The following is a 20,333-nucleotide window of genomic DNA, read 5'->3' as shown; positions in this document are numbered from 1 at the left end:
CATGAAAGTGCTGTTCGTCTGCATGGGCAACATCTGCCGCTCGCCGACTGCCGAGGGCGTGTTTCGTCATCATGTGCAATTGGCTGGTTTGCAGAATCGGATCGAGATCGATTCGGCCGGTACTGACGACTGGCATGTCGGCAAGTTGCCGGACAGCCGGACGCGCCAGGCGGCGCAGCGTCGTGGCTATGACCTCGACACGCTGCGTGCGCGCCAGGTGGAGGTCGAGGACTTCCGTCGCTTCGACCTGATCCTGACCATGGATCACGACAATCTGGCGCGTCTGCAAGCGCTGCGTCCGGCGGATGCGACCGCCGAGCTCGACTTGTTCTTGCGTCGCTACGGTGTGGCAGGCGATGTGGTGCCCGACCCCTACTACGGGGGTGCGGATGGATTCGAGCAGGTGCTCGACCTGATCGAACAGGGCTCGCAGGCGTTGCTCGCAGAAGTTCGGGAGCGCCTGTGAACCTGCGGGTCGACGAGTGGCGCTCGCTCAAGCCGTTCAATACCTTTGCTGTGAAGCAGCGTGCCCGCCTGTTCGCCGAGGCGCATGACGATGCCGAGGTTCGTCAGGCGCTGACGCTCTCGAAGCGACACGGCCTGCCCCTGCTGGTACTCGGTGGTGGCAGCAACCTGCTGCTGACACGCGATGTCGAGGCGCTGGTGCTGCGTATGGCCAGTCAAGGCAAGCGCATCGTTGCGGAGCAGGACGGCAGCGTGCTGGTCGAGGCCGAAGCGGGCGAGCCGTGGCATCCCTTCGTGCTCTGGACACTGCAGCAGGGGCTGGCAGGACTGGAAAATCTCAGTCTGATTCCCGGCACCGTAGGGGCGGCGCCAATCCAGAACATCGGCGCCTACGGCGTGGAGATCGGCGATCTGCTGGCGGGCATCACTGCGCTGGATTGCGAGACGGGCGCGCTGCGCGACTTCAGTCCGGCCGAGTGTGCGCTCGGCTACCGCGATAGCCTGTTCAAGCAGCAACCGGGTCGCTACCTGATCCTGCGCGTGCGCGTGCGGCTGCATCGGCAGGCTGCTCTGCATCTGGAGTACGGGCCGATCCGGCAGCGTTTGGCGGAGCAGGGCATCATCGCGCCGACGCCGCAGGATGTCAGTCATGCGGTCTGTGCCATTCGCCGCGAGAAGCTGCCGGACCCGCGCGAGCTGGGCAATGCCGGCAGTTTCTTCAAGAATCCGCTGGTGTCGGTGGAGCTGGCCGAGCGGCTGCGTGCCGCCCATCCGGGGCTGGTTGCCTATCCGCAGCCGGATGGTCAGGTCAAGCTCGCCGCCGGTTGGCTGATCGAGCGGGCCGGCTGGAAGGGCTACCGCGAAGGCGACGCGGGCGTGCATCGTTTGCAGGCGCTGGTGCTGGTCAACTATGGCCAGTCCACGGGCGCGCAGCTGCTGCAGTTGGCGCAGCGTATCCAGAGCGATATCGCCAGCCGCTTCGGGGTGGCGCTGGAGATCGAGCCGAACGTCATCTGAGTCGCTCGCGTCACGCGATTTTCGGCTCGAAGCTATCCGCCTGCGCCATTCGCCACATCCGCGGATAGAAGTCGCCCTGCAGGTTTTCGGCCAGCAGTTCCCCGGGGGCGAGGAAAGTGTGTAGCTGAGAGAAGAGCTTGATCTCGGTGGCTGACATCCGGCGCACCAGATGCTTGGCCTCCAGTTCGCTCGGATGCGACAGCCCGGCCGCGGCGAGCATCTCGGCTAGCGCCTTGAGCGTATTGCGATGGAAGTTGTGCACTCGCTCCGCCTTGTCCGGCACCACCAGTGCGCGCTGGCGCAGCGGGTCCTGGGTGGCCACGCCGGTGGGGCACTTGTTGGTGTGGCACGACTGCGATTGGATGCAGCCGATGGCGAACATGAAACCACGCGCCGAGTTGGCCCAGTCGGCACCGATGGCCAGCACGCTGGCGATATCGAAGGCACTGACGATCTTGCCGCTGGCGCCCAGCTTGATGTGTTCGCGCAGATTCAGGCCGACGAGCGTGTTGTGCACGAACAGCAGGCCTTCGCGAAGCGGTACGCCGATGTGATTGGTGAACTCCAGCGGTGCCGCACCAGTGCCGCCTTCCTTGCCATCGATTACGATGAAATCCGGCAGGATGCCGGACTTGAGCATGGCCTTGGCGATTGCCATGAACTCCCACGGGTGGCCGAGGCACAGCTTGAAGCCCACCGGCTTGCCGCCACTCAGCTCGCGCAACTGGGCGATGAATGCCAGCAGCTCCAGCGGCGTGCTGAAGCAGCTGTGGCTGGCTGGCGATACGCAGTCCTGGTCCATCGGCACGCCACGTGTCGCGGCGATCTCCGCGGTGATCTTGTGTCGCGGCAGAATGCCGCCGTGGCCCGGCTTGGCGCCCTGGCTCAGTTTCACCTCGATCATCTTCACCTGCGGATCCACCGCCTGCTGGGCGAAGCGTTGCGGATCGAAGCGCCCCTGTTCGTCGCGGCAACCGAAGTAACCGCTGCCCAGTTCCCAGATCAGGTCACCGCCGTACTCGCGGTGATAACGGCTGATGCTGCCTTCGCCGGTATCGTGGGCGAAGTTGCCGAGCTTGGCGCCACGATTGAGCGCGCGAATCGCGTTGGCGCTGAGAGAGCCGAAACTCATCGCGGATATGTTGAAGATCGACGCGCTGTAAGGCTGGCGGCATTGCGGACCGCCGATGCTGACGCGAAAGCTTGATGGATCGCTATGCGGCGCCGTGCGGATCGAATGACCGATGAACTCGAAGCCGGCGCCGTAGACGTCAGAGAGGGTACCGAAGGGCTTGTCGGCCACTTCGTTCTTCGCGCGGGCGTACACCAGCGAGCGCTGTGCCCGGGAAAAGGGCAGGGGATCGCTGTCGTTCTCCAGCAGGTACTGGCGGATTTCCGGGCGGATGGTCTCGATCAGGTAGCGCAAGTTACCGAGGATCGGGTAGTTGCGTCGCACGGCCTGCCGGGGTTGCAGCAGGTCCAGCGTGCCGATGGCACTTAGCAATGCCGTGACCAGCGTCAGCCCCCAGACATGTTCGAGCCACGGCAGGCTGAGCAGCGTTAATAGCAGGCAGAACGCGTAGAAGGCGTAACGGTTCATCAGCGACAGATTCATCGGCATCCTCGGGTTTGCGGGAATCGCACGGCGCGTGGATGGTGCGCTGCTGGCGAAATGCCGGCTATTGCGCTTTGGTCGGCTGGGCCATGCTCGATCGCCTCCTGTGAATGAAAAAAGGGATGCCGAAGCATCCCTTTTCTCGTCTTGGCATGGATCAGGCCTGAGGCTTGTCCTTGTCGTCCTGCTCGCCTTCTTCAGGCAGCGGCGCCTGCTCGACTTCCGGCTCCGGCGCAGGCTCCGCGGCACCGTCTGGCTCGTAGGCCGACACAGTCTGCTCCGGTTCGCTCGGGGCTGCTTGCGATTCAGGCTGTTCCGATGCCTGCACCTCTGCCTGCGTCTCGGTTTGCGGTGCGGCAACCTCTGGCTCGCTCACGGCGATCTCTGCGGCGGCCAGCGGCTGCTGCGCGAGGCTCGGAGCTTCCTGCTCGGGTTGCTCCTGCGCCGCGACGGCCAGTGCCGCAAGACGCTCGGCTTCACGCTGACGGCGGCGAACCTCACGCGGATCGTTGGGTGCACGACCACTCGGCGCGACTACCGGTGCTGCTTGCTCGACGCTCGGCTCGACCGGCGCAGGCACTTCCGCTGCCGGCTCGATGACCGCAGTTTGCGGCGTTTCCGTAATGGTTTCAGCTGCGACGACCGGCTGCTCTTCAACAGTTGCCGTCGGGTATTCGATCGCTGCTTGCGGCAGTGCTTCCTCCGCGACAGGCGCGCTCTCGACGACCGCTTCGGCCTCTTCGGCAGTGGCGACTTCCGCTGCCGGCGAGACTTCGTTCTGCGGCTCCGCTTCGGCGCTCGCAACGATGGCGGCGGCCGTGGCAGCGACCGCGATGTCCTCGCTCTTCACCGGTGCATTGTCTTCGCCAGCTTCGGCGATTTCGTTGCCATCGGCATCACGCTGGCGCTCGCGGCGATTGCTGCGGCGGCGCTGACCGCGGGAGCGGCGACGGGGACGCTCGCCGTCGGCGGTTTCCTGGTCCTCCTCGACGCTTTCCTCGTTCTGCTGCAGCTCTTCCTCGTTGGGTACCTGCTCGGCGCGCGGCTTGCGCTCCTCGCGCGGTGGTCGAGGCTTGCGTTCGGTCAGCTCTTCGCTCGGGGTCTCCAGTGCGCTGGCTTCATCCAGCGGCGCGCGCAGTTCGCGCTTGCGCTCTTCGCGCGGCTGGCGTTCCTCACGCGGGCCGCGTTCACGGCGCGGTTGGGCCTCGGCAGTTTCTACCTGCTCGCGGGGCTTGCGCTCGTCGCGCGGCGGTCGCGGCTGGCGTTCTTCGCGCGGTTGACGCTCCTCCCGTGGCTGGCGCTCTTCACGGGGCTTGCGCTCCTCACGCGGCGCGCGTTCCTCGTCGCGACCACGGCCGTCACGGCGGCGGTTCTGCTGACGCCCGCTGCGGCGCTCTTCATTGCGCGGCGTGCGGTTGCCGGCCGGCTTGGTCTCAGTGGTGACGGCAGCCTTCGGCTCTTCCTGCTTGCCAGCGAACAAGCCGACCAGCGATTTGATCAGGCCCTTGAACAGGCTCGGTTCGGGAGCGGCGACAGGGGCTGGCGTCTCGACGGGCGTTGCTTCAGTGGTGACCGGCGCGGGGGTGCTGCGCTGCGGCGCAGTCTTGACCGCGGCCTCCTGGCGCACCAGCGTACGGGTCGAGCTGACCGGCTGGATTTCCTCGGCTTCGCTGTGGCTCATCTCGTAGCTGGCGTGGCCAGCGGCGATTTCCGGGCTGTCGTCACGCAGGCGCTGGACTTCGAAGTGCGGCGTTTCCAGGTGATCGTCCGGCAGGATGAAGATGCGCGCGCGGGTGCGCAGTTCGATCTTGGTGATGGCGTTGCGCTTCTCGTTGAGCAGGAAGGCGGCGACCTGGAACGGCACGCGGGCGCGAACCTCGGCGGTGCGGTCCTTCAGTGCTTCTTCCTCGATCAGGCGCAGAATCGCCAGCGAGAGGGATTCGACGTCGCGGATGATGCCCTGGCCGTTGCAGCGCGGGCAGACGATGCCGCTGGTCTCGCCGAGCGACGGACGCAGGCGCTGACGGGACATTTCCAGCAGGCCGAAACGCGAGATGCGGCCGACCTGGATGCGCGCGCGGTCGGCTTCCAGCGCTTCGCGCATCTTCTCTTCGACGGCGCGCTGGTTTTTCGCCGGGGTCATGTCGATGAAGTCGATGACGATCAGGCCGCCGATGTCGCGCAGGCGCAGCTGGCGGGCGATTTCTTCGGCTGCTTCCAGGTTGGTCTGCAGCGCAGTTTCCTCGATGTCGCCGCCCTTGGTGGCGCGCGCCGAGTTGATGTCGATGGACACCAGGGCTTCGGTTGGGTCTATGACGATGGAGCCGCCGGACGGCAGTTTCACTTCGCGCTGGAAGGCGGTCTCGATCTGGCTTTCGATCTGGAAGCGGTTGAACAGCGGCACGGAGTCTTCGTACAGCTTGATCTTGCTGGCGTACTGCGGCATGACCTGCTGGATGAAGGAAAGCGCTTCGTCCTGTGCCTCGACGCTGTCGATCAGCACTTCGCCGATGTCCTGGCGCAGGTAGTCGCGGATGGCACGGATGATGACGTTGGATTCCTGGTAGATCAGGAACGGCGCGGCGCGGCCCTGCGAGGCGTCCTTGACGGCGGTCCACAGTTGCAGCAGGTAGTCCAGGTCCCACTGCAGCTCTTCGCTGGAGCGGCCCAGGCCGGCGGTACGAACGATCAGACCCATGTCGGCCGGCACGTTGATGCCGTTGAGCGCTTCACGCAGTTCGTTACGCTCTTCGCCTTCGATACGGCGGGAGATACCACCCGCGCGCGGGTTGTTAGGCATCAGTACCAGATAGCGGCCGGCGAGGCTGATGAAGGTGGTCAGTGCTGCGCCCTTGTTGCCGCGCTCTTCCTTTTCGACCTGGACGATGACTTCCTGACCTTCCTTCAGTACTTCCTTGATGTTGACGCGGCCTTCGGGGGCTTTGGAGAAGTACTCGCGGGAGATTTCCTTGAGTGGGAGGAAGCCGTGGCGCTCGGCGCCGAAATCGACGAAGGCAGCTTCCAGGCTGGGTTCTACGCGGGTGATTTTGCCCTTGTAGATGTTGGCTTTTTTCTGTTCGCGTGCACCGGACTCGATGTCCAGGTCGAACAGCCGTTGGCCATCAACCAGTGCGACACGCAACTCTTCGGGCTGAGTTGCGTTAATTAGCATTCTTTTCATGTAGTACCGTCGGTTTCCGTGGCGTCAGGAAACGGCGTTCGGCACACACGACTCTCGCGGTCGGTGTCAGGTGAGTCAGGAATGGTTGTAAGGCACTCCAGTGTCCAGCGATGAGCGGCCAGATGGGCCGGCGTCGCGACGACGTCTCCTGCTTTGCTGTCGGAACAGCAGCAAATGCTTGGGGAGGAGGAATCAGACATCGGTAGCGGACGATTGATGAAGCGTCTGTGAAAGCCCTTGCTACGCAAATCCGATGCTGTGCATCTCCACCCAACACGCATACTTCGAAAATCGGGTGCCGCTCGCAGAATCCGGGGAGCGGGTTGTCGATTGTCGCGATTCCCCAACCTGGGGGCACGCATCATGTCTTCAAGGCTTGTTTCGTATCCTCACCATATTGGGAAGATGCGCCGGACAGCCTCACGTCCTCGAACATTTTTTCCGATCAAGGTTGGCGATATCGCTGCATTCCATGATCTGGCCGCTTTTGGCGGCGTTCGCGACTATAGCAGCAATGTTTAAGTGCTTCAATTCCATGAAAATTGATATGATCTCGCGATGACCAATACCCCCTCCCAGACCTCCGGCGTGCAAATGCTCGAGGTCGCGCCGGAACTTGCCGGCCAGCGCATCGACAATTTTCTCCGCACCCAGCTAAGAGGCGTTCCCAAGACGCTGATCTACCGCATCCTGCGCAAAGGCGAGGTGCGGGTGAACAAGGGGCGGGTCAAACCCGAATACAAGCTGCAGGCGGGCGATCTGGTGCGCGTCCCGCCGCTGCGCCTGGCCGAACGCGACGAGCCCGAGCCGTTGGCACAGGGCCTGCTCGAGCGGCTCGAGGCGGCAATCGTCTATGAGGATAAAGCGCTCATCGTGCTGAACAAGCCGGCCGGCATCGCGGTGCATGGCGGCAGCGGACTCAGTTACGGCGTGATCGAGGCCTTGCGCCAGTTGCGACCGGATGCCAAGGAGCTCGAGCTGGTGCATCGTCTGGATCGTGATACCTCCGGGCTGCTGATGATCGCGAAGAAGCGCAGCATGCTGCGCCATCTGCATCAGGCGCTGCGCGGCGATGGTGTGGACAAACGCTACATGGCACTGGTGCGTGGTCGATGGGAAACCTCCAAGAAGCAGGTGAACGCGCCGCTGCTGAAGAATACGTTGCGCTCTGGCGAGCGCATGGTCGAGGTGACCGAGGATGGCAAGGAGGCGCTGACGCTGTTCCGCGTGCTGCGTCGCTTTGGTGACTTCGCGACGCTCGTCGAGGCCCGGCCGGTGACTGGGCGCACCCATCAGATCCGCGTGCATGCCAGGCACGCCGGGCATAGCATCGCCGGTGACAGCAAGTACGGCGATGAAGAGTTCACCCGCGAGATTCGTGAACTTGGCGGCAAGCGGCTGTTTTTGCATGCCTATGCGCTGCGGGTGCCGTTGCCGGATGGCGGCGAGCTGGCGCTGGAAGCGCCTGTGGACGAAGTCTGGACGCGGACGCTGGAGAGGCTCGGTGAGTAGATACGAGCTGCTGATCTTCGATTGGGATGGCACGCTGGTCGACTCCATCGGGCGTATCGTCGAGTCGGTGCGGGTGGCTGCGCGTGCTTTCGATCTGCCGCCACGCGACGATGTTTCCATCAAGGCCATCATCGGCCTTGCGCTGGCGGATGCGATTTCCACGTTGTATCCGCATATCGATGATCCCGTTCTGATCGACGAATTTCGTCGACGCTACAGCGAGCATTATCTGGCCCTCGAGGCGCAGCCTTCGACCCTCTATCCCGGGGTTGCAAACGCGTTGCAGGAATTTCGCAAGCGCGGGCACCTGTTGGCTGTCGCCACGGGCAAGGGGCGTAAGGGGCTGGACCGAGTGCTGGCCGGGCAGGGCTGGACGGAATTTTTCGATGTCACGCGCTGCGCCGACGAGACGGCGGGTAAGCCTGATCCACTGATGATCGAGGAGATTCTTGCGCATTGCGGCATGCGCCCGGAGCAGGCGCTGATGATCGGTGACTCGGTGTTCGACCTGCAGATGGCGCAGCGCGCCGGGGTCGATAGCGTGGCGGTCGCTTACGGTGCGCAGCCGGTGGAGAAGCTTCAGACGCACGGTCCGCGGCTGGTGATCAATCGTTTTGCAGAGCTGGTCACCTGGTTGGGTGAGCAACAAAGTACAGAGGTGAATGAGCATGTCGGATGAATGGAAGGCGCCGATGAACGAGGGGCGTGACGAGCGCAGTAGCTGGAAGCTGCTGGAAAAAACGTTGCAGGCAGGTATTCAGGAGCAGCGGCGCGCCAGGCGCTGGGGCATCTTCTTCAAACTGCTGACCTTCATTTATCTGTTCGGCGCGCTGATGGTGTTTTCGCCGGCGTGGCAGTTCGGCAAGGATAAGGCTGCGCGCGAAAGCCATACCGCGGTCATCAATGTGCGCGGCATGATTGCCGACGAGGAGTCCGCTAGCGCTGACAATATCGTTGGTGCTTTGCGTGCTGCGTTCGAGGATACGAATACCAAGGGCATCGTTCTGCGTATCAATAGTCCAGGCGGTAGCCCGGTACAGTCGGGGTACGTTTACGACGAGATTCGCCGGTTGCGTGGCGAGTACCCGGCCATCAAGGTTTATGCGGTGATTACCGATCTGGGAGCGTCCGGCGCTTACTACATCGCCAGCGCAGCGGACGAGATCTATGCGGACAAGTCGAGTCTGGTTGGTTCTATTGGCGTGACGGCGGCGACTTTCGGTTTCGTCGAGGTCATGCAGAAGCTGGGCGTGGAGCGGCGCGTCTACACCTCGGGCGAGCACAAGGCATTCCTCGATCCGTTCCAGCCGCAGAAACCGGAGGAAACTGAGTTCTGGCGTGAGGTGCTGGCGACTACGCACCGACAGTTTATCGATAGCGTCAAGCGTGGGCGCGGTGATCGCCTGCAGGTGGCTGAGCATCCCGAGCTGTTCTCGGGCTTGGTCTGGTCGGGCGAGCAGGCGCTGGAGCTTGGTCTGATCGATGGCCTGGGTAGTACGGCGCATGTGGCGCGTGACGTGATCGGCGAGCCAGAGTTGGTCGACTTCACGGTGAAGGAATCGCCGATTGACCGTTTCACCAAGAAGCTTGGCGCGGGCGTTGCCGAGCGGCTCGCGCTGCTGGTCGGTCTGCAGGGGCCTGCGTTGCGCTAGGTGGCCGCGCGTCAGGGTACTTCCACGCCCTCGGCCAGAAGCATGTCCACCAGGCGAATCAGGGGTAGGCCTACGAGGCTGGTAACGTCAGCACCCTCGGTGGCGCGGAACAGGCTGATGCCCAGGCCCTCGGCCTTGAAGCTGCCGGCGCAATCGTAGGGTTGCTCGATCTGCAGATATCGCTTGATGCGAGCGTCGTCCAGTTCGCGGAAGTGTACGGTGAATGGAACGCAGTCGATCTGAATACGCCCGCTGCGGCTATTGAGTAGGGCCAGACCGGTGAGAAAGCGCACAGTGGCGCCGCTGGCGGCCTGCAGCTGAAGTCTGGCTCTTTCGAATGTGTGGGGTTTGCCGAGGATGCTGTCGCCCAGTGTTGCTACCTGATCGGAGCCGATGATCAGATGATCGGGGTGGGTTTCGGCGAGTGCTTGTGCCTTTTGCGCGGCCAGGCGACACACCAGTTGTTCGGCTGATTCGCCAAGATGTGGGGTTTCGTCAATGGCTGGGGCGCAGCTTGTGAAAGGTAGCCGCAGGCGTGAAAGCAGTTCCTGCCGGTATCTGGAGCTCGAAGCAAGCAGTAGTCGGCGCATGTGTCCCTCCTTTTATATGGGTGCGCAATTCTATGTGCCCGGTGCGGCCAGCGGGCTGAATTCCTTTGACAGTCATGGGGCGCATCCATAGAATGCCGCGCTTATGTTGAAAGGACCGATACCTCCGCACATTGATCCGCGCAAGCTTGCTGATCGGGCGGCTAGCCTGCAGGGCGAGCTGAGCCTATCGCAGCTTCAGCGACTCGCTGAGTCTCTTGAAGACGATCAGGGTGTGGTGCGTGCCAGTTTTGCATTCGGGCGCGACGAGCAGCGTACTGTGGTTATCCATAGCCAGCTCGATGTTGACGTCAAGATGATTTGCCAGCGTTGTCTGGAGCCGGTTGTTTTGCCCATTCACAGCGAATGCGACTACGCCGTTGTCAATGAGGGGGCGAGCAGCCAGCACCTGCCCAAGGGCTATGACGTGCTGGAAGTGGGAGAAGATCCGTTGGATCTGCTGGCGCTGGTCGAAGACGAGCTGTTGCTCGCTCTGCCGATTGTTCCACTCCATGACCCTGAAATTTGCCAGCCGCCGGTTGGGCCAGACGAGCCTGAGCCGAGTGAGGACGAGGTAACGCGGTCCAACCCGTTCAGCGTACTGGCGCAGTTAAAGCGTGACCCAAACGTTTAGGAGTTGATCCAAATGGCTGTTCAGCAGAACAAAAAATCCCGTTCCGCTCGCGACATGCGTCGTTCCCACGATGCTCTGCAGGCGAACGCTCTGTCCGTGGAAAAGAGCACTGGTGAAGTTCACCTGCGTCACCACGTTTCTCCGGACGGTTTCTACCGTGGTCGCAAGGTGATCGACAAGGGCGCTGACGAGTAATCCTTGTCCGCTCCGGTCATCGCGATCGACGCAATGGGCGGGGACTTCGGTCCCCGTTGCATTGTTCCGGCCAGTCTGTCCTGTCTGGCTGACTCCCCCTCGCTGCATCTGGCTCTTGTCGGCCAATCTTCACTCTTGGAACGCCTCATCGCCGAGCACTCATCGGTCGATCACGCACGTCTGCAGATCGTCGACGCCGAGGACGTTATCGGCATGGCCGAGCGTCCGGCGCAGGTCCTGCGTGGCAGATCGCAATCATCAATGCATGTTGCGCTGGAGCTCGTGCGCGACGGGCAGGCGCAGGCCTGTGTCAGTGCTGGCAATACCGGTGCGCTGATGGCCTTGGCGCGGCAGGTGCTGAAAACTCTGCCGGGCATCGATCGCCCCGCGATGGTTACTGCCATCCCGACGTGCGCAAATCCCTGTTTACTGCTTGATCTTGGGGCAAACGTCGATTGCACTGCCGAGCAGTTGCAGCAGTTTGCGCTCATGGGGTCAGTTGCTGCACAGGCTTTGGGTATCGATCGACCCCGCGTCGCCCTGCTGAACATCGGGGTCGAAGAGATCAAGGGTAACCAGCAGGTCAAGCTTGCTGCCACGTTGTTGAGACAGACGCAGGGGCTCAACTTCATCGGCTTCATCGAAGGTGATGGTCTGTACCGCGGCGAAGCGGATGTCGTGGTGTGCGACGGCTTCGTCGGCAATGTTTTGCTCAAGTCCAGTGAGGGACTGGCGGAGATGGTGATCGCCAGGGTGGAGGCGCTTTTCCGGCGGTCGCTAGCGGCGCGCATCATTGGCGGGCTGGCTCTGCCGATGCTGCGTCAGTTGCGCACGGAGCTGCGGCCATCACGCTACAACGGCGCCAGTTTCCTAGGCCTTCAGGGGGTTGTGGTAAAGAGTCATGGCAGCGCGGGGGAGGCTGGCTTCAGGTCGGCTATCCTGCGTGCGGCGGAAGATATCCAGCATGATCTGCCTGGACATTTGCGCGAGCGCTTGGCGCAGGGGCTGGGGCCGGACAATGTGACTGCGTCCGGTAGTCGACCATCCAACTGAGATTCGCGACGCCTGCCCACAGGTGCGCGTATCAGACGAACAGAACCATAAGAGAGCTGCTTCATGTCCGCATCATTCGCTTTCGTCTTTCCTGGTCAGGGCTCGCAGTCGCTCGGCATGCTCGCCGAGTTGGGCGCCCAGCAGAGCCTTGTCATCGACACGTTCGCTGAGGCCTCGGCGGCGCTCGGCTATGACATCTGGGCATTGATCCAGCAGGGTCCGGAAGAGCAACTGAATCAGACCGACAAGACCCAGCCGGCCATCCTGGCTGCATCGGTGGCGCTGTGGCGTCTGTGGCTGGCCGAGGGCGGCGCACGTCCCGCCTTCGTCGCTGGGCACAGCCTCGGTGAGTATTCCGCGTTGGTCGCCGCGGGTAGTTTGCCGTTCGCCGAAGCGGTGAAACTGGTCGAACTGCGTGGCCAGTTGATGCAGCAGGCGGTGCCGGCTGGTATGGGTGGAATGGCGGCGATTCTGGGGCTCGAAGACGCCGACGTGCTGGCGGCCTGTGCCGAGGCGGCGCAGGGCGAAATCGTCAGTGCAGTGAACTTCAACGCTCCCGGGCAGGTTGTGATCGCCGGCAATGCGGCCGCCGTCGAACGCGCCATCGAGGCCTGCAAGGCACGTGGCGCCAAGCGTGCGATGGCGCTGCCCGTGAGTGTGCCTTCGCATTGTGAGTTGATGCGGCCCGCGGCCGAGCGCTTCGCAGATGCGGTTGCCGCTGTGGCCTGGCAGGCGCCGCAGATTCCGCTGGTCCAGAATGTCAGCGCAGCGGTCGTCGCCGATCTGCAAACGCTTCAGCGCGATCTCCTGGCTCAGCTCTACAGTCCGGTGCGCTGGGTCGAGTCGATGGTTGCGCTCAGCGAGCGCGGCGTGGCGGATCTGGTCGAGTGCGGCCCCGGCAAGGTGCTGTCCGGGCTGAATAAGCGCTGCGTGAAGGGCATCAACACCTACAACCTCGACACCCCAGAAGCCTTCGCCGCCACCCGCGCTGCGCTGGCCTGATCAAGGAGAATGCTATGAATCTGCAAGGCAAGGTGGCGCTGGTCACTGGCGCTAGCCGTGGTATCGGCCAGGCCATCGCCCTGGAGCTGGGGCGCCAGGGCGCCATCGTTATCGGCACGGCCACCACACCGTCAGGTGCCGAGCGCATCGCCGAAACCCTGAAGGCGAATGGCATCGAAGGCGCCGGCCTGGTGCTCGACGTCGGCAATGACGAATCAGTCGCCAGTACACTTGAACACATTCAGCAACATCTTGGGCAGCCGGCCATTCTGGTCAATAACGCCGGGATCACACGCGACAATCTGATGCTGCGGATGAAGGATGATGAGTGGTTCGACGTCATCAACACCAACCTCAACAGCTTGTACCGTCTTAGCAAGGCCGTGCTGCGCGGCATGACCAAGGCGCGTTGGGGGCGCATCATCAACATCGGTTCGGTGGTGGGTGCAATGGGTAACGCGGGGCAGGTAAACTACGCCGCCGCCAAAGCCGGCCTCGAAGGATTCAGTCGTGCCCTGGCGCGTGAGGTGGGATCGCGGGGCATTACGGTCAACTCCGTGGCGCCGGGCTTCATCGATACCGATATGACGCGTGAGTTGCCGGAGGCCCAGCGTGACGCCTTGCTGGGACAGATCCCGCTGGGTCGTCTCGGTCAGGCTGAGGAAATCGCCAAGGTCGTTGCCTTTCTGGCTTCGGATGGCGCTGCCTATGTCACCGGTGCCACGGTTCCGGTGAACGGCGGCATGTACATGAGTTGAATGTGACGCCGGGCGTGACTCGGCAGTCATAATGGCTGTTTTAATCGCTATAAGCTGCGAAACGTTTATAGACAGATGGTTGGAAGTGGGTTCATGCTTGCCCGCTTTCAGCTTGAAATGCGGAAAACGCTTTCTATACACTACCGCGCAGACCAGCTGCCTGCTTTTTCCATAGGAGTGAAAACAAGGTATGAGCACCATCGAAGAACGCGTCAAGAAAATCGTTGCCGAGCAACTTGGCGTTAAAGAAGAGGAAGTTACCAACAGCGCTTCCTTCGTCGAAGACCTGGGTGCCGACTCTCTTGACACCGTCGAGCTGGTGATGGCTCTGGAAGAGGAATTCGAGACCGAGATTCCGGACGAGCAAGCTGAGAAGATCACCACCGTTCAGGAAGCCATCGATTACATCAACGCGCACGCGCAGTAAGTTGTAATCCTGCTTCGGAACTAGGAAAGCCGCACTGCCTTGCACGAGGTAGTGCGGCTTTTCTTTGAGAGTCGATTCGCGGTGCAGCGATGCATGTTCGCTGCAGCCGTGAGTGTTCCCGCGCTCATCGGATTACCGGCGGGAGCTGAGCCAAACGTCAAGGTATAGGAGAATTGCTGTGTCGCGTAGACGCGTCGTGGTTACCGGTATGGGCATGCTATCGCCGCTGGGCAACGATGTGCCGAGCAGCTGGCAGGGTATCCTGGCCGGCCGCAGCGGCATCGGCCTGCTTGAGCACATGGATCTTTCCGCCTATTCCACGCGTTTTGGCGGTTCGATCAAGGGCTTCGAGGTTGAGCAGTACCTGCCGGCCAAGGAGGCACGCAAGCTCGACCTGTTCATCCAGTACGGCCTTGCAGCCAGCTTCCAGGCCGTTCGTGATTCCGGTCTGGAAATTACCGACGCCAACCGCGAGCGTATCGGCGTCGTCATGGGCTCCGGCATTGGCGGGCTGACCAATATCGAGAACAGCTGCAAAGCGCTGATCGAGCAGGGGCCGCGGCGTATCTCGCCGTTTTTCGTTCCCGGCTCGATCATCAACATGGTGTCCGGTTTCCTGTCCATCCACCTGGGGTTGCAGGGGCCGAACTACGCGATTGCTACGGCGTGCACTACGGGCACTCACTGCATCGGCATGGCGGCGCGCAACATCGCCTACGGTGAAGCGGATGTAATGGTTGCCGGCGGTTCCGAGATGGCGGCTAGCGGTCTGGGCATTGGCGGGTTTGCCGCGGCGCGCGCGCTGTCGACGCGTAACGATGATCCTGCCGCCGCCAGCCGCCCATGGGATCGGCAGCGTGATGGCTTCGTGCTGTCCGATGGTGCCGGCGCGCTGGTGCTCGAGGAGCTGGAGCATGCCAAAGCGCGCGGTGCGCACATCTATGCGGAGCTGATCGGTTTCGGCATGAGCGCTGACGCGTTCCACATGACCTCGCCGCCGGACGACGGCGCTGGTGCGGCACGCTGTATCCGCAATGCATTGAACGATGCCCGGCTCAACGCCGCCGAGGTGCAGTACATCAACGCTCATGGCACCTCTACTCCGGCAGGAGACAAGGCCGAGGCAGCGGCGATACGCAGCGTGTTCGGCGATCATGCATACAAGCTGTCCGTGAGCTCGACCAAATCGATGGTTGGTCACCTGTTGGGGGCGGCTGGCGCGGTCGAGGCGATTTTCAGTGTGCTGGCGATTCGTGATCAGGTGGCGCCGCCGACCATCAATCTGGATGAGCCGGACGAGGGCTGTGATCTGGACTTCGTGCCACACCAGGCGAAGCCGATGCCCATCGATGTGACGATTTCCAACTCGTTCGGTTTTGGCGGCACCAACGGCTCGCTGGTGTTCCGCCGGTTCGCTGAGTGAAACCCTGCTGGATCGACGGACAGCCTGCTACCGGGCTGCCCGTCGATGATCGCGGCCTGGCCTATGGCGACGGCCTGTTCGAAACGATCAAGGTCGTGCGCGGCAAGCCGCAGTTGCTCGAACGTCATCTGCAGCGGCTGGACGAGGGTTGTCGGCGGCTGGCTATCCCTCTCGATCTGCCGCTTGTCAGAGCAGAGCTACTGGCATTCTGCGGTGAACTCGACACTGGAGTGGCCAAACTTACGGTCACCCGTGGTGCCGGCCGCCGCGGCTATGCACCTCCGCATCCCTGCTCTCCGCGGCGCCTGCTGCTCGCCTCGTCACTGCCGGCCTATCCGGTACAGAACGGGCAGACAGGCGTACGTCTGTTTCCCTGCGCGACGCGGCTTGCCGAGCAACCGCTGCTGGCGGGGCTCAAGCACCTCAATCGTCTGGAGCAGGTTCTGGCCCGGGCCGAGTGGCAGGATTCGGCCCATGCCGAGGGGTTGATGCGCGATAGCTCGGGACGGGTGATCGAGGGTGTCTTCAGCAATCTGTTTATCGTGCGTGACGGTGTATTGCTCACCGCAGCGTTGCAGCGCTGTGGTGTCGCTGGAGTGATGCGTGCGGAACTCATCGAACGCGCGCAGCAACTAGGAGTTGCGGTGGTAATGCGCGACCTGACGTACGAGGAGCTGCTGGCGGCCGATGAGGTGTTACTTTGCAATAGTCTCTACGGCATCTGGCCGGTGGTGGCGCTGGCCGGGCATACCTGGCCGGTGGGTGTTCTGACCCGTAAACTGCAAGCGGCCATAGCCGACCTGTCGAGTGTCTCGTGATTCGTAAACTTCTCATTTCGCTTGGGCTGGTCGCGTTGCTGGCGCTCGCCGGCCTCGGACTGTTTGCCTGGAAGCAGTACTCCGCGCTGGAACAGCCGTTGGCGCTGGAGGAGCTGCAGTTGCTCGACGTCCAGCCCGGCGACACGCCCAGTGGCGTATTCCAGCGGTTGGAGACGCAGGGCTTGTTGCGTGATTCGTTCTGGCTGCGTGTTTACTGGCGGTTAAACCTGTCCGGTCAAAGCCTGCACAGCGGCGAATACAGGCTGACGCCCGGCATGAGCGCGCGCGACCTGATCGGGCTCTGGCAGCGCGGCGAGGTGGAGCAGTACAGCCTCACCCTGGTAGAGGGCTGGAATTTCCGTCAGCTGCGCGCTGCCCTCCAGGCGCAGCCGAAACTGCAGCAGACCCTGCAAGGGCTTGCGGATGCAGAGGTCATGGCGCGTCTGGGGCAGCCCGACCTGCATCCTGAGGGACGCTTCTTTCCCGATACCTATCGTTTTACCCGGGGTACCAGCGACCTCGACTTGCTGAAACAAGCCTACACGCGCCTGGAGCAGGTGCTCGCGGAAGAATGGCAGCAGCGCGCGCAAGGACTGCCTTACCAGGACGCCTATCAGGCGTTGATCATGGCCTCGATCATCGAGAAGGAAACCGGAGTGCCGCAGGAGCGCGGCGAAATCGCCGGCGTATTCGTGCGTCGCCTCGCACGCGGCATGCTGCTGCAGACCGATCCCACGGTGATCTATGGCATGGGCGAGAGCTATCGCGGACGCATCAGCCGCAACGACCTGCGCCGGCCGACGCCTTACAACACGTATACCACCGCCGGTCTGCCGCCGACGCCGATTGCGATGGTCGGGCGCGAGGCGATTCACGCCGCGCTGCATCCGAAGGAGGGGCGCAGTCTCTACTTCGTCGCGCGCGGCGATGGTAGCCACGTCTTTAGCGACACCCTCGACGAGCACAATCGCGCGGTACGTCAGTATCAACTCAACCGGCGTGCCGACTATCGGTCCAGCCCGGCACCTCAACCGGCCCCGAGCACCAGCGAGCAAGCACAGTGACAGGACTTTTCATCACCCTGGAAGGGCCGGAAGGCGCCGGCAAGAGCACCAATCGCGAATATCTGGCCGAGCGGCTGCGCGCTCGCGGGCTGGATGTGGTGCTTACCCGCGAACCCGGTGGTACGCCGCTGGCGGAGCGGATTCGTGAGCTGCTGCTGACGCCGGCCGATGAGCCGATGGCAGACGATACCGAGCTGTTGCTGGTCTTCGCTGCGCGCGCCCAGCATCTGGCACAAGTGATCCGCCCTGCGTTACAGCGTGGCGCCGTGGTGCTCTGCGACCGCTTCACGGATGCGACCTATGCCTATCAGGGGGGCGGCCGTGGCTTATCGGTGGAGCGGATTGCCCAACTCGAGAACTTCGTCCAGGGCGATCTGCGACCGGATTTGACGCTGATCTTCGATCTGCCGGTCGAGATCGGGCTCAGCCGCGCCGCTGCGCGTGGCCGACTGGATCGCTTCGAGCAGGAAGGGCTGCGATTCTTCGAGGCGGTGCGCCAGGCTTATCTTGCGCGCGCGCATGCCAGCCCAGCGCGCTATCGCGTGATCGATGCGGCGCAGCCTCTGATCCGAGTGCAGCAGGCCATCGATCTTCTCGTCCCCGAATTGCTGGGGCGCTTCGATGGGTGAGGTTCTGGCCTGGCAACGTGGGCTCTGGCAACAACTGGCGGGGCGCGCGCAACACGCTCATGCCTACCTGCTGCACGGTCCGCGCGGCATTGGCAAGCGGATGCTCGCCGAACAGTTCGCGGCGTCTCTGCTCTGCCAGAACCCCTCCGCGGCGGGCGCCTGCGGCCGTTGCAAGGCCTGTCTGTTGCTGGCGGCACATACGCATCCGGATTACTACGTGCTCGAGCCGGAAGAAGTCGACAAGGCGATCCGTGTCGATCAGGTGCGCGATCTGGTCGGTTTCGTTACGCAGACGGCGCAGCTCGGCGGGCGCAAGATAGTGCTGCTCGAGCCCGTCGAGGCGATGAATCTGAACGCCGCCAACGCCTTGCTCAAAAGTCTGGAAGAACCCTCGGGCGAGACGATTCTGCTGCTGGTCAGCCACCAGCCAAGTCGCCTGTTACCGACCATCAAGAGTCGTTGCGTGCAACAGGCCTGTCCACTGCCATCCCACCAGCAAAGCCTCGAATGGCTGGCGAGTCAGCTGCCCGAACTGGCCGCCGAACTGCGCGAGGAGTTGCTTGCGCTTGCCGGTGGCTCTCCGCTGCTGGCAGCGAAGCTGCACGGGCAATCGGTGCTGGAGCTGCGGGCGCAGGTGGTCGAGGGTGTGAAGAAGCTGCACAAGGCGCAGCAGTCGCCGAGCCAGCTGGCGGAAAGCTGGAATGCCTTGCCGTTGGGGCTGCTATTCGACTGGTTTTGCGAATGGGCACACCTGATTCTTCGCTATCAGATGACCGGTGATGAAGCCGCGCTCGGCGCTGCCGATATGAACAAGGTCTTGCAGTACCTCGGCCAGAAAGCTTCGCGCGAAAACGTCATGGCGTTGCAGGACTGGTTGCTGGCACAGCGGCACAAGGTGCTCGGCAAGGCCAACCTCAATCGTGTCCTGCTTCTCGAAGCATTGCTGGTGCAATGGGCAAGCCTGCCAGCGGCACGCTAGAATCCACCGGACGCGGCTTGCGCCGGAGCGTCAACAATCCTAGGAAATCGCATGAGCCTGCCAGCAAACCTCGGTCCGCGTAACGGCATTCTGTCCCTGACCATCAAGGACAAGTCCGTGCTGTATGCGGCCTTCATGCCCTTCATCAAGAACGGCGGATTGTTCATTCCAACGAACAAGAGCTACAAGCTCGGCGACGAGGTCTTCATGCTGCTCAATCTGATGGATGAGCCGGAGAAGATCCCGGTCGCCGGCAAGGTCGTGTGGATCACTCCCAAAGGCGCGCAGAGCAACCGTGCGGCGGGGGTCGGCGTGCAGTTCAATGACGGCGACGCCACGGCCCGCAACAAGATCGAGACCTACCTGGCCGGCGCGCTGAAATCCGATCGTCCGACCCATACCATGTGACCGGCGGGCGCTGAGCGACCCCAAGCCTGCACGCGTTTACCTTACAATCGCCGCCTTTCCCAACCAGGCGATAAGCGATTTCCCATGCTGGTAGATTCCCACTGTCATCTGGACCGACTCGATCTCGCCGCTCATGGCGGTTCGCTCGATGCGGCGCTGGACGCGGCACGTGCGTGCGGTGTCGGACATTTTCTCTGCATTGGCGTCAGTGCGGACAATGCGGCCGCGGTCAAGGCCATCGCCGAGCGGCATGCCGACGTCGATTGCTCGATTGGCGTGCATCCGCTGGATCTGGAACCGGGAGCGCAGCCGGCGCTGGATTGGCTGCTCGCTGAGCTGGCTCATCCGCGGGTGGCCGCCATTGGCGAAACCGGCCTCGATTACCACTACGAGCCGCAGGCTGCCGAGCGCCAGCGCGAGTCATTCCGTCTGCATCTGCAGGCTGCGCAGATCACGGGCAAGCCGGTCATCGTGCATACCCGCGAAGCGCGTGCCGATACCCTGGTGCTGCTGCGCGAGGCCGCGTTGCCGCAGGCCGGTGTGCTGCACTGCTTCACCGAGGACTGGGACATGGCCAGAGCGGCCCTCGATCTGGGGTTCTACATTTCGCTGTCCGGAATCGTCACGTTTCGCAATGCGGACGCGCTACGCGACGTGGCGCGGCGGATACCGGCCGACCGCTTGCTGGTGGAAACCGATGCGCCGTACCTGGCACCGGTGCCTCATCGCGGCCAGCCCAACCTGCCGCAGTACGTGCGTGAGGTCGCGGAATTTCTCGCGCACTGGCGTGACGTACCCTTCGAGCGTTTTGCCGAACAGACCACGGCCAACTTCCGCCGCCTGTTCCCGCTGGCGCACGTCGCGCCTTGATTGCAGAGGGCTGCGTGGGCGTTCGGGCGTGTACAATGCGCGCC

At 62.9% G+C, this 20,333-nt stretch carries 21 protein-coding genes; 18 read left to right on the top strand and 3 right to left on the bottom strand.

Features of this window, described 5'->3' with window-relative positions; genetic code table 11:
* Position 1: 1 nt before the first annotated feature.
* Entirely contained in the window at positions 2-466 is a 465-nt protein-coding gene (locus AC0ZJQ_RS13355) for a low molecular weight protein-tyrosine-phosphatase (RefSeq protein ID WP_155550323.1), read from the top strand.
* On the top strand, positions 463-1,482 hold the full coding sequence (gene murB, locus AC0ZJQ_RS13350; protein WP_476476790.1) for a UDP-N-acetylmuramate dehydrogenase: 1,020 nt from the start codon (positions 463-465) through the stop codon (positions 1,480-1,482). Before AC0ZJQ_RS13355 ends, murB begins: the two co-directional genes overlap by 4 nt.
* A gap of 10 nt (positions 1,483-1,492) precedes the next feature.
* On the opposite strand, the gene AC0ZJQ_RS13345 is transcribed toward murB, so the two are convergent.
* Positions 1,493-3,097 (bottom strand): FMN-binding glutamate synthase family protein, encoded by a 1,605-nt coding sequence (locus AC0ZJQ_RS13345; protein ID WP_476476789.1) that lies wholly within the window; start codon positions 3,095-3,097, stop codon positions 1,493-1,495.
* Between the two features lie 157 nt (positions 3,098-3,254).
* Positions 3,255-6,278 (bottom strand): ribonuclease E, encoded by a 3,024-nt coding sequence (gene rne / locus AC0ZJQ_RS13340; RefSeq protein ID WP_476476788.1) that lies wholly within the window; start codon positions 6,276-6,278, stop codon positions 3,255-3,257.
* A 558-nt stretch (positions 6,279-6,836) separates the two neighbouring features.
* Between rne and rluC the strand changes: the two genes are divergently transcribed.
* The 3 genes from rluC to sppA are packed head-to-tail and all read left to right on the top strand — an operon-like array spanning position 6,837 to position 9,442.
* The gene (rluC, locus tag AC0ZJQ_RS13335; RefSeq protein WP_314019391.1) at positions 6,837-7,790 is read left to right on the top strand and encodes a 23S rRNA pseudouridine(955/2504/2580) synthase RluC; all 954 of its coding nucleotides are present in this window, start codon (positions 6,837-6,839) and stop codon (positions 7,788-7,790) included.
* Positions 7,783-8,469 carry an HAD-IA family hydrolase gene (locus tag AC0ZJQ_RS13330; protein WP_237264170.1) on the top strand — a complete coding sequence of 229 codons (687 nt, stop codon included), beginning with the start codon at positions 7,783-7,785 and terminating at the stop codon, positions 8,467-8,469. The genes rluC and AC0ZJQ_RS13330 overlap by 8 nt, the downstream gene beginning before the upstream one ends.
* Positions 8,459-9,442 (top strand): signal peptide peptidase SppA, encoded by a 984-nt coding sequence (gene sppA / locus AC0ZJQ_RS13325; RefSeq protein ID WP_167137183.1) that lies wholly within the window; start codon positions 8,459-8,461, stop codon positions 9,440-9,442. Before AC0ZJQ_RS13330 ends, sppA begins: the two co-directional genes overlap by 11 nt.
* An 11-nt stretch (positions 9,443-9,453) precedes the next feature.
* Here sppA and AC0ZJQ_RS13320 read toward each other — a convergent pair whose 3' ends face one another.
* Positions 9,454-10,032 carry a Maf family protein gene (locus AC0ZJQ_RS13320; RefSeq protein WP_237264172.1) on the bottom strand — a complete coding sequence of 193 codons (579 nt, stop codon included), beginning with the start codon at positions 10,030-10,032 and terminating at the stop codon, positions 9,454-9,456.
* Between the two features lie 103 nt (positions 10,033-10,135).
* On the opposite strand from AC0ZJQ_RS13320, the gene AC0ZJQ_RS13315 reads away from it, so the two are divergent.
* The 13 genes from AC0ZJQ_RS13315 (at position 10,136) to AC0ZJQ_RS13255 (ending at position 20,289) form a co-directional block, all read left to right on the top strand.
* Complete coding sequence (locus AC0ZJQ_RS13315; protein WP_008570657.1) at positions 10,136-10,663, top strand: YceD family protein; 528 nt, start codon at positions 10,136-10,138, stop codon at positions 10,661-10,663.
* A 12-nt stretch (positions 10,664-10,675) separates the two neighbouring features.
* Positions 10,676-10,858: a 50S ribosomal protein L32 gene (gene rpmF / locus AC0ZJQ_RS13310; protein WP_008570655.1), complete on the top strand. Its 183-nt coding sequence runs from the start codon at positions 10,676-10,678 to the stop codon at positions 10,856-10,858.
* A 3-nt stretch (positions 10,859-10,861) separates the two neighbouring features.
* Positions 10,862-11,911, top strand: coding sequence for a phosphate acyltransferase PlsX (gene plsX / locus AC0ZJQ_RS13305; RefSeq protein ID WP_167137175.1), 1,050 nt, complete (start codon positions 10,862-10,864; stop codon positions 11,909-11,911).
* A 63-nt stretch (positions 11,912-11,974) separates the two neighbouring features.
* Positions 11,975-12,913: an ACP S-malonyltransferase gene (gene fabD / locus AC0ZJQ_RS13300; RefSeq protein WP_237264174.1), complete on the top strand. Its 939-nt coding sequence runs from the start codon at positions 11,975-11,977 to the stop codon at positions 12,911-12,913.
* Between the two features lie 14 nt (positions 12,914-12,927).
* Positions 12,928-13,671 (top strand): 3-oxoacyl-ACP reductase FabG, encoded by a 744-nt coding sequence (gene fabG, locus AC0ZJQ_RS13295; RefSeq protein WP_043299393.1) that lies wholly within the window; start codon positions 12,928-12,930, stop codon positions 13,669-13,671.
* A 190-nt stretch (positions 13,672-13,861) separates the two neighbouring features.
* Positions 13,862-14,098, top strand: a complete 237-nt coding sequence (gene acpP, locus AC0ZJQ_RS13290) for an acyl carrier protein (RefSeq protein ID WP_003283670.1) — start codon at positions 13,862-13,864, stop codon at positions 14,096-14,098.
* Between the two features lie 178 nt (positions 14,099-14,276).
* Positions 14,277-15,521: a beta-ketoacyl-ACP synthase II gene (gene fabF / locus AC0ZJQ_RS13285; RefSeq protein ID WP_178091584.1), complete on the top strand. Its 1,245-nt coding sequence runs from the start codon at positions 14,277-14,279 to the stop codon at positions 15,519-15,521.
* Entirely contained in the window at positions 15,518-16,339 is an 822-nt protein-coding gene (gene pabC / locus AC0ZJQ_RS13280) for an aminodeoxychorismate lyase (RefSeq protein WP_301618565.1), read from the top strand. Before fabF ends, pabC begins: the two co-directional genes overlap by 4 nt.
* Positions 16,336-17,403: an endolytic transglycosylase MltG gene (gene mltG, locus AC0ZJQ_RS13275; RefSeq protein ID WP_165595115.1), complete on the top strand. Its 1,068-nt coding sequence runs from the start codon at positions 16,336-16,338 to the stop codon at positions 17,401-17,403. Before pabC ends, mltG begins: the two co-directional genes overlap by 4 nt.
* Positions 17,400-18,032 (top strand): dTMP kinase, encoded by a 633-nt coding sequence (gene tmk / locus AC0ZJQ_RS13270; protein WP_237264179.1) that lies wholly within the window; start codon positions 17,400-17,402, stop codon positions 18,030-18,032. Before mltG ends, tmk begins: the two co-directional genes overlap by 4 nt.
* On the top strand, positions 18,025-19,011 hold the full coding sequence (locus tag AC0ZJQ_RS13265) for a DNA polymerase III subunit delta' (protein WP_301618560.1): 987 nt from the start codon (positions 18,025-18,027) through the stop codon (positions 19,009-19,011). The genes tmk and AC0ZJQ_RS13265 overlap by 8 nt, the downstream gene beginning before the upstream one ends.
* A 51-nt stretch (positions 19,012-19,062) precedes the next feature.
* Complete coding sequence (locus tag AC0ZJQ_RS13260) at positions 19,063-19,419, top strand: PilZ domain-containing protein (protein ID WP_008570640.1); 357 nt, start codon at positions 19,063-19,065, stop codon at positions 19,417-19,419.
* An 84-nt stretch (positions 19,420-19,503) separates the two neighbouring features.
* Positions 19,504-20,289: a TatD family hydrolase gene (locus tag AC0ZJQ_RS13255; protein WP_213663807.1), complete on the top strand. Its 786-nt coding sequence runs from the start codon at positions 19,504-19,506 to the stop codon at positions 20,287-20,289.
* Positions 20,290-20,333: the final 44 nt, after the last annotated feature.

This window comes from Stutzerimonas sp. 21-1 (assembly GCF_056336065.1).
Note: the sequence above shows the minus strand (reverse complement) of the source record. Positions and strands in the feature narration are given on the sequence as shown.